Origin of the sequence: Micromonospora costi, assembly GCF_003626655.1 — a bacterium.
Taxonomy (GTDB): domain Bacteria; phylum Actinomycetota; class Actinomycetes; order Mycobacteriales; family Micromonosporaceae; genus Micromonospora; species Micromonospora costi.
The window spans coordinates 65,177-85,695 of sequence record NZ_RBAN01000007.1 but is presented as its reverse complement, the minus strand read 5'-3'; the positions used below and the strand labels follow the sequence as shown (position 1 = coordinate 85,695).

General features: G+C 72.6%; 18 protein-coding genes. 8 read left to right on the top strand and 10 right to left on the bottom strand.

The window, feature by feature from the left end:
• Window positions 1–14 precede the first annotated feature (14 nt).
• The 5 genes from sigM (at window position 15) to D7193_RS29165 (ending at window position 4,622) form a co-directional block, all read left to right on the top strand.
• Entirely contained in the window at window positions 15–782 is a 768-nt protein-coding gene (gene sigM, locus D7193_RS29185; protein ID WP_120782867.1) for an RNA polymerase sigma factor SigM, read from the top strand.
• Window positions 779–1,819: a hypothetical protein gene (locus D7193_RS29180; RefSeq protein WP_120782866.1), complete on the top strand. Its 1,041-nt coding sequence runs from the start codon at window positions 779–781 to the stop codon at window positions 1,817–1,819. Before sigM ends, D7193_RS29180 begins: the two co-directional genes overlap by 4 nt.
• Window positions 1,820–1,998: 179 nt before the next feature.
• Window positions 1,999–2,952 carry a thioredoxin-disulfide reductase gene (gene trxB, locus D7193_RS29175; RefSeq protein ID WP_120782865.1) on the top strand — a complete coding sequence of 318 codons (954 nt, stop codon included), beginning with the start codon at window positions 1,999–2,001 and terminating at the stop codon, window positions 2,950–2,952.
• Window positions 2,953–2,987: 35 nt separating this feature from the next.
• Window positions 2,988–3,311: a thioredoxin gene (trxA, locus tag D7193_RS29170; protein ID WP_120782864.1), complete on the top strand. Its 324-nt coding sequence runs from the start codon at window positions 2,988–2,990 to the stop codon at window positions 3,309–3,311.
• Window positions 3,312–3,458: 147 nt separating this feature from the next.
• The gene (locus tag D7193_RS29165; RefSeq protein ID WP_120782863.1) at window positions 3,459–4,622 is read left to right on the top strand and encodes an N-acetylmuramoyl-L-alanine amidase; all 1,164 of its coding nucleotides are present in this window, start codon (window positions 3,459–3,461) and stop codon (window positions 4,620–4,622) included.
• Between the two features lie 29 nt (window positions 4,623–4,651).
• Here the strand turns inward: D7193_RS29165 and D7193_RS29160 are convergent, their stop codons facing one another.
• Entirely contained in the window at window positions 4,652–5,317 is a 666-nt protein-coding gene (locus tag D7193_RS29160) for a GNAT family N-acetyltransferase (protein WP_120782862.1), read from the bottom strand.
• A 290-nt stretch (window positions 5,318–5,607) separates the two neighbouring features.
• Here D7193_RS29160 and D7193_RS29155 point away from each other — a divergent pair, with 290 nt between their 5' ends.
• Window positions 5,608–6,918 carry an aminotransferase-like domain-containing protein gene (locus D7193_RS29155; RefSeq protein ID WP_120782861.1) on the top strand — a complete coding sequence of 437 codons (1,311 nt, stop codon included), beginning with the start codon at window positions 5,608–5,610 and terminating at the stop codon, window positions 6,916–6,918.
• Between the two features lie 7 nt (window positions 6,919–6,925).
• The gene (locus D7193_RS29150) at window positions 6,926–7,924 is read left to right on the top strand and encodes a D-alanine--D-alanine ligase family protein (protein WP_120782860.1); all 999 of its coding nucleotides are present in this window, start codon (window positions 6,926–6,928) and stop codon (window positions 7,922–7,924) included.
• A gap of 557 nt (window positions 7,925–8,481) precedes the next feature.
• Here the strand turns inward: D7193_RS29150 and D7193_RS34405 are convergent.
• The 9 genes from D7193_RS34405 to rpmH form a co-directional block, all read right to left on the bottom strand.
• Window positions 8,482–9,519 (bottom strand): hypothetical protein, encoded by a 1,038-nt coding sequence (locus D7193_RS34405; RefSeq protein ID WP_241563606.1) that lies wholly within the window; start codon window positions 9,517–9,519, stop codon window positions 8,482–8,484.
• A 2,177-nt stretch (window positions 9,520–11,696) separates the two neighbouring features.
• The gene (locus D7193_RS29140) at window positions 11,697–12,716 is read right to left on the bottom strand and encodes a ParB/RepB/Spo0J family partition protein (RefSeq protein ID WP_120782859.1); all 1,020 of its coding nucleotides are present in this window, start codon (window positions 12,714–12,716) and stop codon (window positions 11,697–11,699) included.
• Window positions 12,717–12,743: 27 nt separating this feature from the next.
• Window positions 12,744–14,024 carry a ParA family protein gene (locus D7193_RS34670; RefSeq protein ID WP_120782858.1) on the bottom strand — a complete coding sequence of 427 codons (1,281 nt, stop codon included), beginning with the start codon at window positions 14,022–14,024 and terminating at the stop codon, window positions 12,744–12,746.
• Window positions 14,025–14,436: 412 nt separating this feature from the next.
• Window positions 14,437–15,138 carry a 16S rRNA (guanine(527)-N(7))-methyltransferase RsmG gene (gene rsmG, locus D7193_RS29130; protein WP_241563628.1) on the bottom strand — a complete coding sequence of 234 codons (702 nt, stop codon included), beginning with the start codon at window positions 15,136–15,138 and terminating at the stop codon, window positions 14,437–14,439.
• 259 nt (window positions 15,139–15,397) lie between these two features.
• Window positions 15,398–16,009: a Jag family protein gene (locus D7193_RS29125; protein ID WP_120782857.1), complete on the bottom strand. Its 612-nt coding sequence runs from the start codon at window positions 16,007–16,009 to the stop codon at window positions 15,398–15,400.
• Window positions 16,010–16,228: 219 nt separating this feature from the next.
• Entirely contained in the window at window positions 16,229–17,212 is a 984-nt protein-coding gene (yidC, locus tag D7193_RS29120; RefSeq protein ID WP_120782856.1) for a membrane protein insertase YidC, read from the bottom strand.
• Window positions 17,209–17,454 carry a membrane protein insertion efficiency factor YidD gene (yidD, locus tag D7193_RS29115; protein WP_206612021.1) on the bottom strand — a complete coding sequence of 82 codons (246 nt, stop codon included), beginning with the start codon at window positions 17,452–17,454 and terminating at the stop codon, window positions 17,209–17,211. Before yidD ends, yidC begins: the two co-directional genes overlap by 4 nt.
• A gap of 44 nt (window positions 17,455–17,498) precedes the next feature.
• Window positions 17,499–17,912, bottom strand: coding sequence for a ribonuclease P protein component (rnpA, locus tag D7193_RS29110; RefSeq protein ID WP_120782854.1), 414 nt, complete (start codon window positions 17,910–17,912; stop codon window positions 17,499–17,501).
• 37 nt (window positions 17,913–17,949) lie between these two features.
• Window positions 17,950–18,087 (bottom strand): 50S ribosomal protein L34, encoded by a 138-nt coding sequence (rpmH, locus tag D7193_RS29105; protein ID WP_007073824.1) that lies wholly within the window; start codon window positions 18,085–18,087, stop codon window positions 17,950–17,952.
• 624 nt (window positions 18,088–18,711) lie between these two features.
• Here rpmH and dnaA point away from each other — a divergent pair.
• Window positions 18,712–20,499: a chromosomal replication initiator protein DnaA gene (dnaA, locus tag D7193_RS29100; RefSeq protein WP_120782853.1), complete on the top strand. Its 1,788-nt coding sequence runs from the start codon at window positions 18,712–18,714 to the stop codon at window positions 20,497–20,499.
• Window positions 20,500–20,519 lie beyond the last annotated feature (20 nt).

Genomic DNA, 20,519 nt, shown 5'->3' with positions numbered 1-20,519 from the left:
CGCCGGACGCGGTGATGAACGGGTACGGCGAGCGGGCGGACGCATCGGCGGGCGCGACAGGCGGCCCGCCGCTCGCGTCGGCACTGACCGAAGCGACCGACCTGGCTCTGCTGCGCGCCCACGTCGCCGGTGACCGGGACGCCTTCACCGAGCTCTTCCAGCGGCACCGGGATCGCCTGTGGGCGGTGGCGCTGCGCACCATGGGCGATCGGGAGGAGGCCGCCGACGCGCTCCAGGACGCGATGCTCTCCGCGCACCGCGCCGCGAGCCGGTTCCGCGGTGACTCGGCGGTCACCACCTGGCTGCACCGGATCGTGGTGAACGCCTGCCTCGACCGGATCCGCCGGCGGCAGGCGCACCGGACCGTGCCGCTGCCCGACGGCTCACGCACCGACAGCGGGCCGAGCACCGGCGGTGTCGAGCCGGCCGCGCCGGCGCACGACCACGACACGGTCCTGGTCGTCCGGGACGCCCTCGCCGCGCTGCCGGTGGAGCAGCGCGCCGCGCTCGTCCTCGTGGACGTCCAGGGTTACCCGGTCGCCGAGGTGGCCCGGATGCTCGGCGTGGCCGAGGGGACGGTGAAGAGCCGGTGCGCCCGGGGCCGGGCCCGGCTGGCGGTCCTGCTCGGCCATCTGCGCCCCACGGTCGCCGCCCCGGCCGAGCGCCGGCCCGTGGCCACCGGCGACGTGCCGGCCGTCACCTCCGGGAACCCGCGCCCGCCGGAGGGCGTCGGATCAGGGTCGGGGCGATCCCGGCGGGACGCCAATCAGGAGGACACGTGACGGTCGGTCGGTTCCGGGAGGTCGACCACGACCTGCTCGCCGACTTCGTCGGCGGTGCGCTGGACGGCACGCCGGAGGAGGCGGACGTCGCCCGGCTGGTCGCCGAGGACGACGCGTGGGCCGAGGCGTACGCCCGGCTCGCACCGGCCGTGGCCGCCGTCGAGGCCGACCTGGCCCGCTGGGGCGAGCCCAGCGCCGAGATCCCGCCGGCCGTGGCGGACCGGATCACCGCGGCCCTGGCGGCGCTGCCGCCCCTGGACGGCGGCGTGACCGGGCCGGTGCCGGCCGGCGCGGTCGACCCGTCGAGCGCGGAGACGGCGGACGGCGCGGAGTCGCCGGACCGCCCGGACGCGGACGCGGCCGGCAGCGGCACGCCCCGGCTACCCGCGCAGGGCGGTCCGGGCCGGCGACGGCCGGGCGACGGCGTACCCCGGTCGGAGCCGGGCGCGCCCACCGGGCCGGGCCGGCGGCGGCGACGCGTGACCCGCATCGCCGGTCCCGTCGCGCTGGCCGCGGTGTCCGTGGCGGCCGTCGGGCTCGGCGTCAACTACCTGGTCGGCGGGCGGCACAATGGCGAGAGCACCACGGCGATGGACCGGCCGGTGAACGCGCCCGAGGCCGCGGGAGCCGCCGGCCCGGTGCGGACGGTCGGGCCGCCGGCGCACAGCGGCACGAACTACACCCCCCAGTCCCTGGCCGTCACCACGATGGCGGACCGGAACGACAGCGCGGCCCCCGCCGCGGGAGACGGCGTCGACACCCAGGACAGCCGGCTTCCGGCACCCGGCGGGCGGGACCGCCTCGCCCGGTTGACCGACCGGGCGGCGCTCACCACGTGCCTGGACGAGATCGCGACCGAGCACCACGCCGGCCCGCTGGTCGTCGAACTGGTCGACTACGCCGCGTTCCAGGGCGAGCAGGCGCTGGTGATCCGGTTCACCGACGGGACGGGCGCCCGGTGGGCATGGGTGAGCGGCCCGGAGTGCGGCGTGCCAGGCTCCGGCGCGGACACCCGCTACCGCACGCGGGTAGGGTGAAACCGCGGTCGTCGGGCGTTTGAGCGCACGCGTGACGTGACCCACCGGACGCCCGGCTCGGGAATTCCCGGTTCGTACGATGACGTTCTGGAAGTAGCTGCCGGCACCCCTCCAGGCGTCGGCACGGGATCGGCCTCGGTGCGCGCCGACGCCGAACACACACAACTCGGGAGACGGCAGTGGACGAGGTCCGCAACCTGATCATCATCGGCTCCGGCCCGGCCGGCTACACCGCCGCGGTCTACGCCGCACGCGCCAACCTGAAGCCGCTCATCATCGAGGGTGTCCAGTCCGGCGGCGCGCTGATGACGACGACCGAGGTGGAGAACTTCCCCGGTTTCGCCGACGGCATCCTCGGCCCCGAGCTGATGGACAACATGCGCAAGCAGGCCGAACGGTTCGGCGCAGAGTTCCTGACCGACGACGTGACCCGGGTCGAGCTGGTGGACACCGGCGATGCCGGCACGCACGCCACCAGCACCGTATGGGTCGGCGAGACCGCCTACCGGGCCCGCGCCGTGATCCTCGCCACCGGTTCCGCCTGGCGGCCGCTGGGCGTCCCGGGCGAGCAGGAGTACCTCGGCCACGGCGTCTCGTCCTGTGCGACCTGTGACGGCTTCTTCTTCCGCAACCAGCACATCGTGGTGGTTGGCGGTGGCGACTCGGCGATGGAGGAGGCCAGCTTCCTCACGCGCTTCGCCGACTCGGTGACCATCGTCCACCGGCGCGACTCGTTCCGGGCCAGCAAGATCATGGCCGACCGGGCGCTCAACAACGACAAGATCAAGGTCGAGTGGAACACCGTGGTCGAGGAGATCCTCGGCGCCGACGGCAAGGTCTCCGGCGTCCGCCTCCGCAACGTCCACACCGGCGAGACCAAGGTGCTCGACGTGACCGGCGTCTTCGTCGCGATCGGTCACGACCCCCGCAGCGAGCTGTTCCGCGGGCAGGTGGACCTCGACGGCGAGGGGTACGTGAAGGTCGAGGCGCCGAGCACCCGCACCAGCGTCCCCGGTGTGTTCGCCGCCGGTGACCTGGTCGACCACACCTATCGTCAGGCGATCACCGCCGCCGGCACGGGCTGCGCCGCGGCCCTCGACGCCGAGCGCTTCATCGCCACGATCCAGGGCTGAACAACGAGGAAATACACCCGGAGGAGGGGCCAATAGTGGGAACGACCAAGGCGGTCACCGACGCGAGCTTCGCGGTCGATGTGCTCAAGTCCGACAAGCCGGTGCTGGTGGACTTCTGGGCCGAGTGGTGCGGGCCGTGCCGCAAGGTATCGCCGCTGCTCGAGGAGATCGCCGGCGAGATGGGTGACCGGGTCACCATCGTCAAGCTCAACATCGACGAGAACCCGGAGACCGCCCGCGCCTACCGGGTGATGTCCGTGCCGACCCTGACCGTGTTCAAGAACGGCGAGCCGGTGCAGTCCATCGCCGGCGCCAAGCCGAAGGGCGAGCTGGTCAAGCTCATCGAGTCGGCGCTCTGACCTGCACCGACCTACGCAGCCCCGTATCCGGTCCCACCGGGTGCGGGGCTGCGTTTTTCGGCGGCCGAGCCACCTGGTGCGGCCGGAGCGCATAACCTCAAGCACGGGCCGCCCGGCCAGCCAGCATCCGTGCAGAGGGGGTCGTGCGTGCGTCCGATCCGTCCTGGTGACCGCGGACCCGCGGTCACCGAGATCCGTACGGTCCTGGCCGGGCTGGAGCTGCTCGCGCCCGCGGACCCCCAGGCCGACGAGTTCGACACCGCCACCGAGCGGGCCGTGCGGGCGTTCCAGCAATCACGCGGGCTCAGCGTGGACGGCCGGGTCGGCGCCGAGACCTGGCGGGCCCTGGAGGCCGCCCGCTGGCGGCTCGGGGCCCGCACCCTCTACCACGCGGTGCCCGAGCCGATAACCGGCGAGGACGTCCGGTCCCTGCAGGAGCGCCTGCTGGAGATGGGGTACGACGTGGGCCGCGCCGACGCCATCTACGGCATCCGGACGTCCCGCGCCGTGGCGCAGTTCCAGCGGGAGGTCGGGCTGACCCCCGACGGCGCGTGCGGGCCGCACACCATGAACGCGCTGCGCCGGCTGGGCCGGAAGGTCGTCGGCGGCCGCCCACAGTGGCTGCGCGAGTCCGACGCGATCCGGCAGTCGGGCCCGACCCTCGTCGGTCGGACCGTGGTCATCGATCCCGGCCACGGCGGCACCGACTCCGGCGTGGTGGTGCCCGACGGGCCGTTGCGCTGGACCGAGGCGGACCTGGCGCACGACCTGGCCAGCCGGCTGGAGGGGCGGCTGGCGGCGTCCGGCGTGCGCGTCCAGCTCACCCGTGGGCCCGCCCCCGGGGAATGTCTGCCGGACACCGACCGGGCGCAGCTCGCCAACGCGCTCGGCGCGGACGTCTTCATCTCCCTGCACGTGGACGGGCACGCCAATCCCGAGGCTGATGGCGTGGCGACGTACCACTACGGCACCGACAACGGTGTCACCTCGGCGACCGGCGAACGGCTGGCCGGGTTGGTGCAGCGGGAGATCGTGGCCCGTACCGGGCTGCGGGACTGCCGTACGCACGCCAAGGCGTGGGACCTGCTCCGGCTGACCCGCATGCCGGCCGTACGGGTCGAGGTCGGCTACCTCACCTCACCGGACGACCGTGGCCGGCTCGTCGACCCCCGCTTCCGGGACCGCGTGGCCGAGGCGATCGTGGCCGCCGTGCAGCGGATGTACTTCCCCATCGAGCGGGACGTGCCGACCGGCTCGCTCGACGTCAGCGAGCTGCGCGCCGTGGTGGCCGCCGGCACGGTGGTCGACTGATCCGGCGCCCTCGGGCCGCCGCTTTCGGCTCAGCGGCTGGTGGAGCGTGTCGCCGGTGCCGGCCGGACGGGACGGAGCAGGCTCTCCGGGCTCATCGAGCCGAGCAGCTTCTCCAGCGCGTACTCGACGTCGGACTTCCAGCTCAACGCCGTACGCAGTTCGAGCCGCAGCCGGGGGAAGCGGGGATGGGGACGGACCGTCTTGAAGCCGACGGAGAGGAAGAAATCGGCCGGCGCGACGCAGCCGCGGGAGGTTTCGTCGGTGTCGCCGAACTTGGCGTCCCCGAACGCCTCGATCGCCTTGATGCCACGCTTCGTGAGATCCCGGGCGACGCCCTGCACGAGCATCCGCCCCAACCCGCCGCCTGCGAAGGCCGGCACCACGTTCGCGGTCATGAGCAGCGCCGCGTCCGCGGAGACCGGTGAGGTGGGGAAGGCCATCGAGCGGGGCACGTAGGCCGGCGGGGCGTACATGACGAAGCCGGCCGGCATGCCGTCCACGTAGGCGAGCTTGCCGCAGGAACCCCACTCCAGCAGCGTCTGGGAGACCCACGCCTCCTTCTCGAGCCCGGGGTCGCCCGCCGCGCAGGCGCGGTCCGCGGAGACCGGATCCAGCTCCCAGTAGACGCACTGCCGGCAGGGACGGGGCAGGTCCTCCAGGGTGTCCAGGGTCAGGCTGACCAGACGTCGCGACATTGGCGCATCCCCACAATAGGCTCGGTGGTGAAACCGGCACGGAACGACAGCGCCGCCTTCCTGCCCCCGACGAGCGATCGTACGCCGCAAACCGACCGTACGGGAGGGGACGCGCAAACGGCCACCAGGCGGCCGACGGTCCGCCATCTGGACGCCCCTCACGTCCGGCCACCAGGCATTGAACAGGCGGCTAGGATCGAGAATCGGCGTCCCCTGCCGCCATGGTCGCCGGTGTCCGGGGTACGCCCCGGAACGGGAGCCCGCCCCCCTCCAGCGATCGAGGTGATGTCATGACCGGCACGACGCTCGACGACTACACCGACCGGTACGCCCGCCGTGTCCGCGGTATGACGGCCTCCGAGATCCGGGCCCTCTTCGCGGTCGCGAGCCGGCCGGAGGTCGTCTCGCTTGCCGGCGGGGCTCCCTACATCGCCGCGTTGCCGCTCGACGCGGTCGGCGAGATGCTCGGGCGCCTCGGTTCCGAGCAGGGCGCCACCACCCTCCAGTACGGCATCGGTCAGGGCACCCTGGAGCTGCGCGAGCGGATCTGCGAGGTGATGTCGCTCTCCGGGATTGACGCCGCCTGCGGTGCCTCGCCGGAGGACGTGGTGGTCACCGTGGGCGGCCAGCAGGCGCTCGACCTGGTGGCCCGGCTCTTCCTCGACCCGGGAGACGTGGTGCTCGCCGAGGGGCCGACGTACGTCGGCGCACTCGGGGTGTTCCAGGCCGCCCAGGCGCAGGTGGTGCACGTGCCGATGGACGAGGACGGGCTGGTCCCCGAGGCGCTCGAGGCGGCCATCGCCGAACTGACCCGGGCGGGACGGCGGGTCAAGTTCCTCTACACGATCCCCACCTACCAGAACCCGACCGGCGTGACGCTGACCGAGGCGCGGCGGGAGCGCGTCCTCGACATCTGCGAGCGGGCCGGGCTGCTGGTCGTCGAGGACGACCCGTACGGCCAGCTGGGGTTCGAGGGCGACGCGCCGGCGCCGCTGCGCGCCCGCCGGCGGGACGGCGTCTTCTACCTCAGCACGTTCTCCAAGACCTTCGCGCCGGGGCTGCGGGTGGGTTGGATCCTGGCGCCGCACGCCGTACGCGACAAGCTGGTGATCGCCAGCGAGGCGCAGATCCTCTGCCCGAGCGCCTACGCGCAGTCGGCCGTCGCGACGTACCTGGGCACCATGCCGTGGCGTCAGCAGCTCAAGGTCTACCGGGAGGTCTACCGGGAACGCCGCGACGCGCTGCTCGACGCGCTCGCCGACCTGATGCCCGAGGGCACCAGCTGGACGAGCCCCGGCGGCGGTCTGTTCGTCTGGGCCACCCTGCCCGACGGCCTCGACTCGAAGGCGATGATGCCGCGCGCGGTCGCCGCCCGGGTCGCCTACGTCCCGGGCACCGGGTTCTTCGCCGACGGCACCGGCGGCGGGCACATGCGGCTCAACTTCAGCTTCCCGCCCCCGGAGCGCATCCGGGAGGGCGTCCGGCGGCTGGCCGGGGTGATGGAGCAGGAGATCGCCACGCGGCGCGTGTTCGGCGCGGTCCGCGGGGAGGGTCCGCGCCGCGGGGCCGGCTCGGACACGCCAGGCCCCGCCTTGGCATGATTCCGGCATGGCTACGACCGCTGCCGGCCTCCCCGAGGTGACCGACCCCGCCGTCACCGACGACCTGCACGTGCTGGTTCTCGCCGGCGGGCTCTCCTACGAACGCGACGTCTCGCTGCGTTCCGGCCGCCGCGTGCTCGACGCGCTCCGGGCCGTCGGCATGGACGCCGAACTCCGCGACGCCGACGTCGCCCTGCTGCCGGCGCTCGCCGCCGACCCACCGGACGCCGTCGTCATCGCCCTGCACGGCGCGACCGGTGAGGACGGCTCGCTGCGCGGTGTTCTCGACCTCTGCGACGTCCCGTACGTCGGATGCGACGCGCGGGCATCCCGCCTCGCGTGGGACAAGCCCTCGGCCAAGGCGGTGCTCCGCGAGGCGGGCATTCCGACGCCGGACTGGGTGGCGCTGCCGCACGACCGCTTCTCCGAGCTGGGGGCGGTCGCCGTCCTCGACCGCATCGTCGACCGCCTTGGGTTGCCGCTCATGGTGAAGCCCGCGCAGGGCGGTTCGGGCCTGGGCGCCGCCGTGGTCCGGGACAGCGCGTCGCTACCGGCCGCCATGGTGGGCTGCTTCGCGTACCACCCGACGGCGCTCGTCGAACGGTACGTGCCGGGGATGGACGTGGCGGTCTCCGTGGTCGACCTCGGTGACGGCCCCGAGGCGCTACCCGCCGTGGAGATCGTGCCGCGCAACGGCGTGTACGACTACGCGGCCCGCTACACCGCCGGCCGGACCACCTGGCACACACCGGCCCGGCTCGACCCCGGGGCGGCCGAGAGCGTCGCCGACGTGGCGCTGGCCGCGCACAACGCCCTCGGCCTGCGCGACCTGTCGCGGGTCGACATGATCGTCGACACCGACGGTCGGCCGCACGTCCTGGAGGTCAACGTCTCGCCGGGGATGACCGAGACGTCGCTGCTGCCGCTCGCCGTCTCGGCCGCCGGCCTGGACTTCGGACAGGTCCTCAGCACGCTGGTGACCCGCGCCGCCGCACGTCGCCCCTGAGCGTCGTCGGCGGCGCCGTGTCCTGGCGTCGTCTCGCGGTGTTGTCTCGGTGGCGTCTCGCGGTGTTGATTCGGTGGCGTCTCGCGGCGTCGTCTGGCGGCCTCGTCTCGCGGCGTTGTCTCGCGGTGCCGTCTCGCGATGGCGTCTGGTGGCGTCGTCGGGTTGAGGACCGCTCCACATCCGCCCTGGGGTTGCCTGTCGGGGCCCGGACCCGGCCGTCGGGCACTGGGATCTGCCTGTCGCCTCTGGCGACTGCCTGCCGGCCCTCGGGCCTACCTCTCGCCTCTGGGGACTGCCTGTCGGCCCTATGAATTGCCTGTCGCCTCTGGCGACACCCTGCGGCCCTGAGGCCTACCTCTCGCCTCTGGGGACTGCCTGCGGACCCTCTGGACTGCATGTGGGCCCTTGCGTCTCCGCCTGTCGGCCCTGACGTCTGCGTGTCGGCCCTGGTGTCTGCCCGTCGCGCTGAGCCGGGGTGGACGCGTCCTGGGCCGGCCGGCCCCGTCGGTACCCGGTGTCCCTGAGTGGCCGGCCGTCCCGGGAGCGCGCCGGGCCGCCTATCCCGCGGGCCGGCTTGCGCCGGCGGCGGACGCGCCAGGGTCGGTACCTCCGGTCGTCGCCGGCTCCAGGGACTCGACCGGGTCCTGGCGCTCGATGCTCCCGAGACGAGCGTGAGCATCCGCCTCCGGAGCCTGTTTCCCGCTGCCGCCGGCCGTCTGCCCGCCTTCCCCGTCCGCCCCGACCGTCTCGGCGGCCGCCGTGTCGTCGGCTGCCGCCGGGCCTCCGGATGCCTCCCCATCGCTGGATGCGGCCGTGCCCGTGGACGTCAGCGTGACGACGGATGCCGGCGTGGCGGGCGATGCTGGTGTGCTGGTGGCTGTCGGCGTGCTGCCGGATTCCGTGTCGCTTGGTGCCTCCGGGGTTTCCTCAGCGGCCTCAATCACCGAGACCGTCTCCTGCACGGCCACCTCGTCGCCGCTCGTGGCCGGCACGGACGCGGCGAAACTCGACGGCGCCTGCCACTGGATCCGGGGCGGCTCCGCGAGTGGACGGCCTCCGAACTCGGCGAGCCAGGCCGCGACGAGCGCGAGATTCTCTCGCCACTGCGCCTCGGGGATCGGCGGCAGGATCGAATCCCACAGTGAGAGGAATGTGCCGCGCAGCTGGAGGTGCCCGTACGGCCTCGCGAGGAACCACAGGTGCAGGTGCGCGGAGCCGTCGCCCCACCGGTTCACGTGCACCCGGGCCACGCCGTCCAGCGAACGGATCGCCCGCTCAAGGCGAACGGTCATCACGCCGAGTTCGGCGGCGAGCAGGTTCGGCAGGTCGCCGAGATCGAGGTGTGAACGGGATTCGAGGATGAGGACCATGGGCAGGCCCGTCGGACGGTCCATGGCGCGTACCCGCCACCGCTCACCGACCCAGATGTAGGCCTCGTCAGGAGCGCCGCAGGCGGTGCATTCCCGGTTTCCCTCGCCCTTGCGAGGCGGCTCGACCGGGACCGGATCATCGAGTTGCTTGACGCGGAGGTCGCCCTCGAAGGGGAACGAGGGCCACTGGGTGAAGTCCGGAACTCCGGGAGGGGTGTCGTGCACGAGGCTGACCCTAACGGAGTCCGGCACCGCTGTCCCTACCCTGAATCATCGGTTCTCATGGACCCGCTCGGCGCCCCCGAACGACGACTCGACGTCGATATCCACAGGCACATGACGACCTGAACACACGCCGTCATCCACAGGTCCGCACCCGGTTCCACGCGCTGTTTCACGTGAAACGAGGGCCGCCTGTGGAAAACCGGTGTGGATAACTCCGGTGGCCCTCGGCGACGGCCCGGGGGCGATGATCGAGGGAAGCCTGCGCGAGCCGTTTCACGTGAAACGGCGGCCTACTGACGGTCGCGTCGGACGGTCTCCCGCCCTTAAGTCGACCGGCCCAGCCCACGACCGGCCCAGCCCACGACGGGCGCGGGGGCGGCGACCGCCAGCGCCCAACGGCCCGGCGCGGGGACGGCGACCTGGTGCCCTGACGAGAGGGCGCGCGCGGGCGGCGACGAAGTCAACGCCGCCGACCCACCGGTCGGCGCGGTCCGTCGCGGTCGTCCGCCCGCCGCTCGGCTCCACCGTCGTCGCACGTTCGCTGGGTCCGGAGCAGAAGCGGTAGCGCGCCGCGCGGCGGCGGTTCCCTCACGGGTGCCCGATTTCCGGGCGCCGTCGGCACCCGTCCACGGTGCCCGTGCCCGCTGCATGGGCCGCCCGGGCCGCCCTGAAGGGGCGGGATACCCCGGCAACCGCCGTGTGGCGGACGACACTCACCGGCACGGAAGAGTGGGCCAAGGCGCGTGGTTGAGTCGAGTGTCGGTGTGCCCAGTGTCCCCGGGCCTCACCTAATTGCCTTCGCGGAATACCGTCCGGCTGGAGCCGCGTCGAGCCACTCGCCGAGAGGCGACCTGCACACCGACGCCCAGCGGCGCCCCGGCCATCCGGTCGGGGCGCCGCTGTCGTATGCCCCGCGTGCCGCACCCGCTCGGCCCGGTAGCGCCACGGACGTCGAGAGTCGTGGCCGACCGGGCGACGGGGCGACGGGCCGAGTGCCCAGGCGTTGCGTCGCCTTGGCGTTGCGTCGCCCGGAGCGTCTCGCCGCCCGGAGCGTCTCGCTGCCGTCACGGATCGGCGGGCAGCCGGCCGCCTCCGGCCCGCGGTCCCGTTTCACGTGAAACTGGCAGCCCCTCAGGACAGCAGCCCCTCAGGCCGGCCTAAGGGCAGTTCTGATCCGACCATAGGTGGCAGGGTCACTTGGATCGACTGGCCGGCTCGGCCGGGCTAGCGGATGGTGTCTGCCCGTGCGCCCCCGGAGTGCCGGCGGACGAAAGGCTCGCACCTGTGCCTCGCGGTGCTGGATCGTGTGGGACTGGCCGGCCGGCTGAAGTACTCGCGGAATCGACGAGGAGTCCGGCGGCGTGTCCCTCCTGGGGGACCAGCCGGGGCGATTCCGTATCGGGCACCGGGCACCGGGCACCGGGCACCGGGCACCGGGCAGATTCGACGACCCAGGGGTGGTGGCGAGACAGGACCGGCAAAGCAGCGTGGGTCGCCTCGTCGCGCCTGTTGTTTCACGTGGAACCAGCGATCCAGCTCGCCTCGACTCGCCACGATTCAAGCGAACGCCGACGGCGCCCGCTCGCGATACGCGCCCTTACCAACCGCCAACCCGCTCCCGAGTTCGCCTCCCTCCAGCGGCCATGAGGGTGGAGGGGGTAGGCCGCTCACCCAAGGGTGCATACGGCCCGTCAGCAAAGAGATCCCCTTCCGGGCGACGCCAGGCGAGGGCGCGTGATCGGCACCAGATCGCCGATGTGACGGTGTCCGGTGCGCGGGGAACCCGCCATATCGGCGAGGTGGAGTCGATCTTGTTCCGGATGGATGGCGAGCAGGCGACCGCGCCGGTCGACGCCGGGCAGCCGGTTGGATGGACGGCAGGGTGATGGGAGCGAAAAGAAGCGAGGCGACGCGTGCAGCCTGCTCACGACCGGGCAGCGTGGTGGACACGTGGCGGTTCCCGCAGCGGACGGCGCTCGCTGGCGCGACAGCAAAGGCACCAGGAATCGCCGACACCACGGCACGGCACGGCCCCGCGAGAGGGCCCCTGACTCCACGTTGACCGGCCGTCGCCCACGTCGCTCACCCGGACACGTCACTCACCCGGACACGTCGCCCATCCGGAACACAGACGGCCGCACACCCTCAGGGGCATGCGGCCGTCTGCGGCGTCCGGGTCAGCCGGCGGAGTCTTCTTTCTCGACACCGATGATGCCGACGATCCGCTCGAGGTCGTCAACCGTGGCGAACTCGATCGTGATCTTGCCCTTGTTCCGACCGATGTCCACCTTCACCCGCGTGTCGAAGCGGTCGGACAGGCGGTCCGCCAGGTCGTTGAGCGCCGGCGCGTGGGGCTTCGTACGTCGCTTCGCGGCCGGCGTCTTCGCCGGGCCGTCGGTGAGCGCCAGGGCCACGATCTCCTCGGTGGCCCGTACGGAGAGGCCCTCGGCGACGATGCGCAGGGCCAGCTGCTCCTGGGCTTCCGCGTCGTCGAGGCTCAGCAGCGCGCGGGCGTGCCCGGCGGACAGGACGCCAGCGGCGACGCGGAGCTGCACCTGGGCCGGGAGGTTCAGCAGCCGGATCGTGTTCGAGATCTGCGGCCGGCTGCGCCCGATCCGGCGGGCCAGCTCCTCGTGGGTGGCGCCGAATTCCTCAAGGAGTTGCTGGTACGCCGCCGCCTCTTCCAGCGGGTTGAGGTTCGCCCGGTGGATGTTCTCCAGGAGCGCGTCCCGGAGCATCGCGTCGTCCCGGGTGTCCCGCACGATCGCCGGGATGTTCTCCTTGCCGACTGCCTGCGCGGCCCGCCACCGGCGCTCGCCCATGACGAGTTCGTACTTCTCGTCGTCGAGCTGGCGTACGACGATGGGCTGGAGGAAGCCGACCTCCTGGATCGAGGTCTTCAGTTCCTCGAGGGCGTCCTCGTCGAAGACCTGCCGGGGCTGCTTCGGGTTGGGCACGATGGCGTCGACCGGGATCTCGGCGAAGCGTGCTCCGGGCACCGGGCTCAGCGCCGACTCGGACGGTGCCGGAGGCAGCGGAGCCGGCGACGTCGGCGGGACGATCGCCCCGGTAGCCACCGCGGCCGCGGGCGTGGCGCCCGCCGCCTCGGTCACATCCGCCTCGGCCCCAGGTGCCGGCCCGGTCGGAATGAGCGCCCCCAGGCCTCGACCCAGACCGCCCCGTGGACGGTTCTTCATGCCATGCCTCCCGACGACTGTTCCGCGCTACGCATTCCGGCCCACCGGCTCCTTGACCCCGCGGTCCGCGATCTCCTGGGCCGCCTCGAAGTAACTCGTGGCACCCCGCGAACCGGGATCGTAGGTCATGACCGACTGCCCGTAGCTCGGTGCCTCGGAGACGCGGACGTTCCGCGGGATGACCGCCCGGAGGACCTTGTCGCCGAAGTGGTTCCGGACGTCCTGCTCGACGGCGTCGGCCAGCCGGGTGCGCCGGTCGTACATGGTGAGCAGGATCGTGGACACCTCGAGCTTCGGGTTGAGGTGCTGACGGACCAGGTTGATGTTGTTGATCAGCTGGTTCAGCCCCTCCAGCGCGTAGTACTCGCACTGGATCGGGATCAGCACCTCCTCGGCCGCCACCAGAGCGTTCACGGTGAGCAGGCCCAGCGAGGGCGGGCAGTCGATGAAGACGTAGTCGAAGTGGCCCGGGTAGGCGTTGATGGCGCGCGCCAGGCGGGACTCGCGAGCCACTACGGAGACAAGCTCGATCTCCGCGCCCGCGAGGTCGATGGTGGCCGGGACGCACCAGAGGTTCGGGATGCCCTCGACCGTCTGGGCGACCTCCTCCAGCGGCAGGCTGTTGATGAGGCAGTCGTAGACGTCCGGCACGCCGGTGTGGTGCGGAACGTTGAGCCCGGTGGAGGCGTTCCCCTGCGGGTCGAGGTCGATCACCAGCACGCGGTTGCCGTGCAGGGCGAGTGCCACGGCCAGGTTGACGGTGGTGGTCGTCTTACCCACGCCGCCCTTCTGGTTCGCGACGCACATGACCCGGGTCCGCTCCGGCCGAGGCATCGTCACCTCGCCACTGGGATTCAGGATCTGCACGGCGCGCATCGCCTCCATAGCCAACGGTGGATCATCGTCTTCGGCCGTTTCACGTGGAACGAACGAGGGGTCAACGGACACGTCCGCGTACGGCTCGACCGCCCCGGCCACGGGCGGATGCGGAGCCGCGTCGCGCACCGCATCGGGGGTCGGTTGCTGCGGCACCGCCGGCTCGAACCGCGCCGAGGCGGTCGCGTTCCGTCGGGTCCCGTCCGACCGGCCGTCCGCGGGTGCGTTGGCTGGGCGCGACACGGCCTCCGCCGACCGCCGGACCGGCGTGGGCTCGGGCGCTTCCGACCCCGGGGTCACGCCGTCCGCCGACGGGCCGGCGCCTGAGGTCCCCGACGACCCGCCGGGAGACCAACCGGGGTAGCTGGTTTCACGTGAAACATGGTCGCTGGCCGACCCGCGTGGGTCGTCGTACCTGCCGTCGTCATGCACCTGTCATCCCTGCCCGCTTCGGATGGTCGGTCGGCACCCGTCAACTGGCCACGCCGCGCACGCATCCCGCGGTGCCTGCGGCCGGCGAGAGCGGCCGGCACCGTCAACGCCGCCGCCCGCCCCACACTATCGACGCGCGGCCAGCCTACGGTGGACGGGCGCGGCCGGTCCACGTCGGGTTCTCATCCTTTCCCTTCCACCCGCACCGGTTCAACGACCTAACCGCCGGTCGGGAAAGGCGCCGAGGCGGCCGAGACGCTGGTCAGCGCCGGGAACCGGCCACGACGACCCGACAGCGGCGATCCGCAGGGCGATCGGCGTCACAGACAAACGGCAGACGCGTCGCCGCAACGAGCGACGCGGGCGGCCCGCCAACCCCGGCCGCCCACCCCAGCCGCCAGCAACGGGCCGGTCAGCGCCGGCGGGCCCTGCCGCCCCGGGACTTCCGAGCGGTCGCCGCGCGCGCCGGCGCCACCACACGCTCCCGGACCACCTCGACGACCGTCGTCGGCGGATCGATCACGCCGACACCGCACCGCTGGACGGCTGGCTCTCCACCGCCGAGTGCGGCCACGGCGGCGGCGTGCTCGGCGACCTCCTCGGCGGCCGTGGCGCCCTTGAGCGCGACCAGGCGCCCACCCGGCACGGCCAGGGGCAGGCACCACGCAGCGAGCCGGTCGAGCGGTGCCACCGCGCGGGCGGTCACCACGTCGGCATGCAGCGGAGCTGAGCCGCTGGCGGCCTCCTCGGCCCGCCCGCGGAAGACCCGGACGGTCCCACCGAGGCCGAGTTCGTCGACCGCCTCGGTCAGGAAGGAGGTACGGCGGGCCAGCGGCTCGACGAGCGTGACCGTCAGGTCGGGCCGGGCGATCGCCAGGACCAGGCCGGGCAGACCCGCGCCGGAACCGACGTCCAGCACCTCGGCGCCCTCCGGAATCCGTTCGGCCACCGCGGCGCAGTTCAACAGGTGCCGGTCCCAGAGCCGCGGCGTCTCGCGGGGGCCGATGAGGCCGCGGACCACGCCGTCGGTCGCCAGCAGTTCGGCGTACGCGGCAGCGAGGTCGAGCCGATCGCCGAAGAGGGTACGGGCCGCGGCGGCCAGCTCCGGTGGCAACGTGGCGCCCGCCGGGTCCGGGGCGTCGACCGTCGAGGCCGGTACCCGGTCCCCACCGGCCGGGCCGCCGGCACGTGCCGACGACGGACCACCGGCGCGAGCCGACGACGAACCACCGGCGCGTGCCGACGACGGGCCGCCGGCACGTGCCGACGACGAACCACCGGCGCGCGAGCCGGGCCGGACAGCCGACGGCCCGGGTGAGGTGTCACCCGGGCCGGCCGCGGCTCGGGCCGCGCTGTCGTCGTGGGTCACGCGGTCAGTCCACCGGCCGGACGACGATGCGCCGGTTCGGCTCGACACCCTCGGACTCGCTCTCCACGCCGGCCATCGCGTTGACCACGTCGTGCACGCACTTGCGCTCGAACGCGGACATCGGCTCCAGGCGGACCGGCTCGCCGTACTCCTTGACCTTCTCCACCGCGTTGCGGGCCACCGCGGCGAGTTCCTTGCGGCGGGTGGCGCGGTAGCCACCGACGTCGAGCAGCAGCCGGCTCGGCGAGCCGGTCTGCCGGAAGACGGCGAGGCGGGCCAGCTCCTGGAGCGCCTCCAGGGTGGCGCCGCGCTGACCGACGAGGCTCTGCAGCCGGCCGCCCACGACCTCGACGACCGGGCGGCCACCGGACACCAGCTCGTCGATGTCGCCGTCGTAGTCGAGGATGTCGAGCAGGCCCTCGACGTAGTCGGCCGCGATCTCGCTCTGCCGGAACAGCTCGCTGTCGGCCGGGGCCTTCTTCTCCCTCCCCGCCTCGGCGCCGGCCTCCTCGGCCTCGTCGGCCTCGATGTCGGTGTCGGTGTCGTCGCTCGCCTCGATCGGGGCGGTCCCCTCGTCCAGAGACTCGTCGGCGCGGGGGATGCTGGTGTCGGTCACGGTCTCATCTCCGTACTCGCTCGGCCGGACCGTCGGGGGTCCGCTGGTCTCCCGCAGGGCCCGGCGGGAGGTCGCCGGCGCCCGCAGGCACGTCTGTACGGGCAGTGTCGCCCGTGCCCGCGCCGTGCGCGGTGCATTCCGCCCGGCGCCGGCCGTACGGCGGCTGCACGGTGCGGAACGGGCCACCGGCGGTCTCCCGCACGGTGGCCCGGAGTCACGCTAGCCCTGCCGCTTGGCGGGGCGTCCCTTCTTCGGGTTGACCGGCTTGGCACCCGGCTTCGGGGCGGCGACCTTCGGAGCCGCGGCCTTGGCGGGCGGCTGCGGGGCCGGCTTGCTCCGGCCGAACAACCCGCCCTGCCGGGCCGGCTGCACCGGGTTGCGGGCCGCCGGGGTGGCCTTCTTGGTGGCGGTGACCGGCGGCGGGTACTTGCGCAGCACCCACTGCTGCTGGCCAAGCGTGAACAGGTTGTTGGTCACCCAGTAGATGATCACGCCGATCGGGAAGATCGCGCCGGAGACGAGCAGCGAGAGCGGGATGCCGTAGAGCATCAGCCGCTGGATCATCCGCTGCTGCGGGTCCTCGGCCCAGCCGGTCTTGAGGATCATCTGACGGCTGGTGAGGTAGGTCGTGCCCATCATGACCAGGACCAGGACACCAGCGATGATCTTCACGGTGGTGCCGTTGGCGCCGAGCCGCGCCAGCTCGTCGGTGGTCGACTGGAACTTGCCGGCGATCGGGGCGGTGAACAGCTTCGCGTTGGAGGCGCTGTCGAACTGCTCGACCGACCAGCCGTACAGCGTCTTGGCCTGCTTGGCCGGGTCGAGCCGCCGCAGCACGTGGAAGAGGCCCAGGAAGACCGGGATCTGGAGGAACATCGGAAGGCAGCCCATGAGCGGGTTGGCCTTTTCCTTCCGGTAGAGCTCCATCATCTCCTTCTGGAGCGTCTCCCGGTCACCCTTGTGCTTCTCCTGCAGCGCCTTGACCTGGGGCTGCAGCGCCTGCATGGCGCGCTGCGACTTGATCTGCTTGACGAAGACCGGGAACAGGATCACCCGGACGGTGACCACCAGGAAGATGATGGCCAGGATCCAGGCGAAGTTCGTCCCGATGACGGCGTCGACGGGCACTCCGATGGCGTCCCACGCGGAATGCCAGGTCAGCAGGATCCACGAAATCGCGTAGTAGATCCAGTCAAGACTCAATTCGGAGCTCCAGTCACATCGGCACGTCGGCGACCGCCCGGCTCCGGCACCGGGTCATGTCCACCTGGGTGGAAGGGGTGGCAGCGCAACAACCGCCGGACCGCGAGGCCGGCTCCTCGGACCGCGCCGTGCCGGGCCACCGCCTCGAGGGCGTACGCACTGCACGACGGGTAGAACCGACAGCGGGCCGGCAGTGCCGGACTTATCCACCGACGGTACGCGATGATGGGCCAGATCAGCACACGGGCGGCCGCGCTGGTGGGCCGGTCGACGGTCGGGTCGGTGCTCACCGCCGCCGCCCCCGGGGTGCGCGCGCCGCGGCGATCGCGGCGTCCAGGTCGGTGCCGAGCCGGGCGTACGACGCGTCGGCGGCCGCCGGCAGCGCCCGGACGACCAGGGTGCTGCCCGACGGCAGCCCGGCCAGCCGCTCGCGGACCAGGTGCCGCAGGCGACGGCGGACCCGGTTACGGACGACGGCGGGCCCCACGGCCTTGGATACGACGAAGCCGGCGCGGGTCGGTGTGGAGGTGGTCTCCGCACCGGCGATCCGCGCCGGCTCCGGCGATGTCGGTGTCGCGGGGTCTGGCGTGGCCGGCAGGGTCAGGTGCACCACGACGGCGCCACGGCCGGCGCGCCGGCCAGCCCGGACCGCTGCGGCGAAGTCAGTGCTGCGCCGCAGTCGCTGTGCGGCCGCCAGCACGACTGCCCACGTCCCCCCGGACCTGCCCAGATCGGCCTCAGGCCGACAGGCGGGCGCGGCCCTTGGCGCGACGGGTCGAAAGGATGGCGCGACCGGCCCGGGTGCGCATGCGCAGCCGGAAGCCGTGGGTCTTCGCGCGCCGGCGGTTGTTCGGCTGATAGGTGCGCTTGCTCACGTCAGGCTCTCCGTTGTCGTACGCCGGGGTGGTGAGGACCCGGAGTCGTGTGGTGGTCCAGGCCACTCGCGGTGGCCTCCGATCAACGCTGCCCGGCGATGCGGACCCCGGCGGGAACCGGAGGCGTTTCGCGGACAGCAAGCACTCATCACCCTAGCAGAGGGCGTGAGAGCAGCCGCTCCAGCCTACGCAGGGGGGCAATGACCGTCAAACGGCACAGTACGGATCCAGCCGGACGCGCCGACGACCGAAGCGGCGGTTTTCACTCATACCGACAACGCCCGGGCCGCGTCGGCGGTTGATGGCTCAGGGACAACGCTGTTACCGTGCCCGATTGCGGTCGGCGTCGGGGGGTCAGGTCGTCGCTGGCCGGCAAGACCGGACAAGGTAGTGAATCGTTCGGCACGGTGTACCCGCTTCAGCGCCCGTTCAGGCAGGGGCAGGTCCCACCCGCGTCCGACGAACGGCCACAATCGGTCGGTACACAGGCTGTGGATAACTTGTGGACGACGACTGGTCGGCCGTTCGGGTGGTGAGGAACCGCCCAGGTGAACGCGGCGGGCCCGGGACGGCCGGCTGGCAGACAGCGGCGGCCGGGAGCAGAGGCGAGGGGGTGGCACGACGGTGGCCGGTACGACCGACCTTGCCGCGGTGTGGACGGCGACGACCGACGAGCTCGCCGACGAGATCATCTCCGCGCAGCAGCGGGCGTACCTGCGGCTGACCCGGCTGCGGGCGATCGTCGAGGACACCGCGCTGCTCTCCGTGCCGGACGCCTTCACCCGGGACGTGATCGAGTCACGGCTGCGGCCGGCCATCACCGAGGCGCTCACCCGCCGGTTGGGCCGGCCGATCCAGGTCGCCGTCACCGTCCGGGTCGCCGAGGACGGCGCAGGCCGGCCGGCCGGCACGGTGTACCGCAGCAGCCCGGAACCGGGACCGGCCGACTTCGAGGTCCGTCCGCCCGCCCTGATCGACGAGCCCGCCGCGGCCGAGCTGCCGATCCCGCAACAGCCGCAGCCCGAGCGTGCGCCGGAGCCGGCGCCGCTCGCCGAGCCCCACCCAGGTCTCGCCGACACCGACCGGAACGCGCAGGAGACCCTTTTCAGCGCCGCCTTCGTCGAGTCGGCTCCCGCGCCGGCGCCCCGGCCGGCGCCCGAGCGGCGCGGTTTCGACGAGCAGGCCGCCCGGCTGGACCCGCCGGGGCCCGACCCGCGCGCGTACGACGTCCGGTACCGCGACGACACGGCCTCCCCCCGCGACCAGCACGTGATCCGGCCGCTGCCCCGCGACGGCGGGACCGACAGCGGGCCGGGTCGTGGTGGCCCCGACCACCGGCCGGGCCTGCGCGACGACCGCCGGCTGCCCGGCGCCGACACCGGCGGCAACCGGCTCAACCCGAAGTACATGTTCGAGACGTTCGTCATCGGCTCGTCCAACCGCTTCGCGCACGCCGCGTCGGTGGCCGTGGCCGAGTCGCCGGCGAAGGCGTACAACCCGCTCTTCATCTACGGCAGCTCCGGTCTGGGCAAGACCCACCTGCTGCACGCCATCGGGCACTACGCCACGACGCTGGGCAACGCCCGCTCGGTCCGGTACGTCTCGACCGAGGAGTTCACCAACGACTTCATCAACTCGCTGCGGGACGACAAGACCAGCGCGTTCCAGCGGCGCTACCGGGACGTGGACATCCTCCTGATCGACGACATCCAGTTCCTGGAAAACCGGGAACGGACGCAGGAGGAGTTCTTCCACACCTTCAACACCCTGCACAACGCCAACAAACAGATCGTGATCACCTCCGACCGGTCGCCCAAACAGCTGGCGACGCTGGAGGACCGGCTGCGGACCAGGTTCGAGTGGGGCCTGCTCGCCGACATCCAGCCGCCGGACCTGGAGACGCGGATCGCGATCCTGCAGAAGAAGGCGGCGCAGGAGCGGCTGTTCGCGCCGCCGGACGTGCTGGAGTTCATCGCGTCCCGGGTGTCGAACTCGATCCGGGAACTCGAGGGCGCCCTGATCCGGGTGACCGCGTTCGCGAGCCTCACCCGGTCCACCGTCGAGCTGTCGCTGGCCGAGGAGGTGCTGCGGGACTTCATCCCGGACGGCGCCGGGCCGGAGATCACCGCCGACCAGATCATGGTCTCCACCGCCGACTACTTCGGGGTGAGCCTGGAGGACCTGCGGGGGCACTCCCGCTCCCGGGTGCTGGTGAACGCGCGTCAGGTGGCCATGTACCTGTGCCGGGAGCTGACCGACCTCTCCCTGCCCCGGATCGGGCAGGCGTTCGGCGGCCGGGACCACACCACCGTCATGCACGCCGACCGCAAGATCCGCCAGCAGATGGCCGAGCGCCGCTCGCTCTACAACCAGATCGCCGAGCTGACCAACCGGATCAAGCAGAACACCTGAGGCGTACGCGGTCCTCCGGG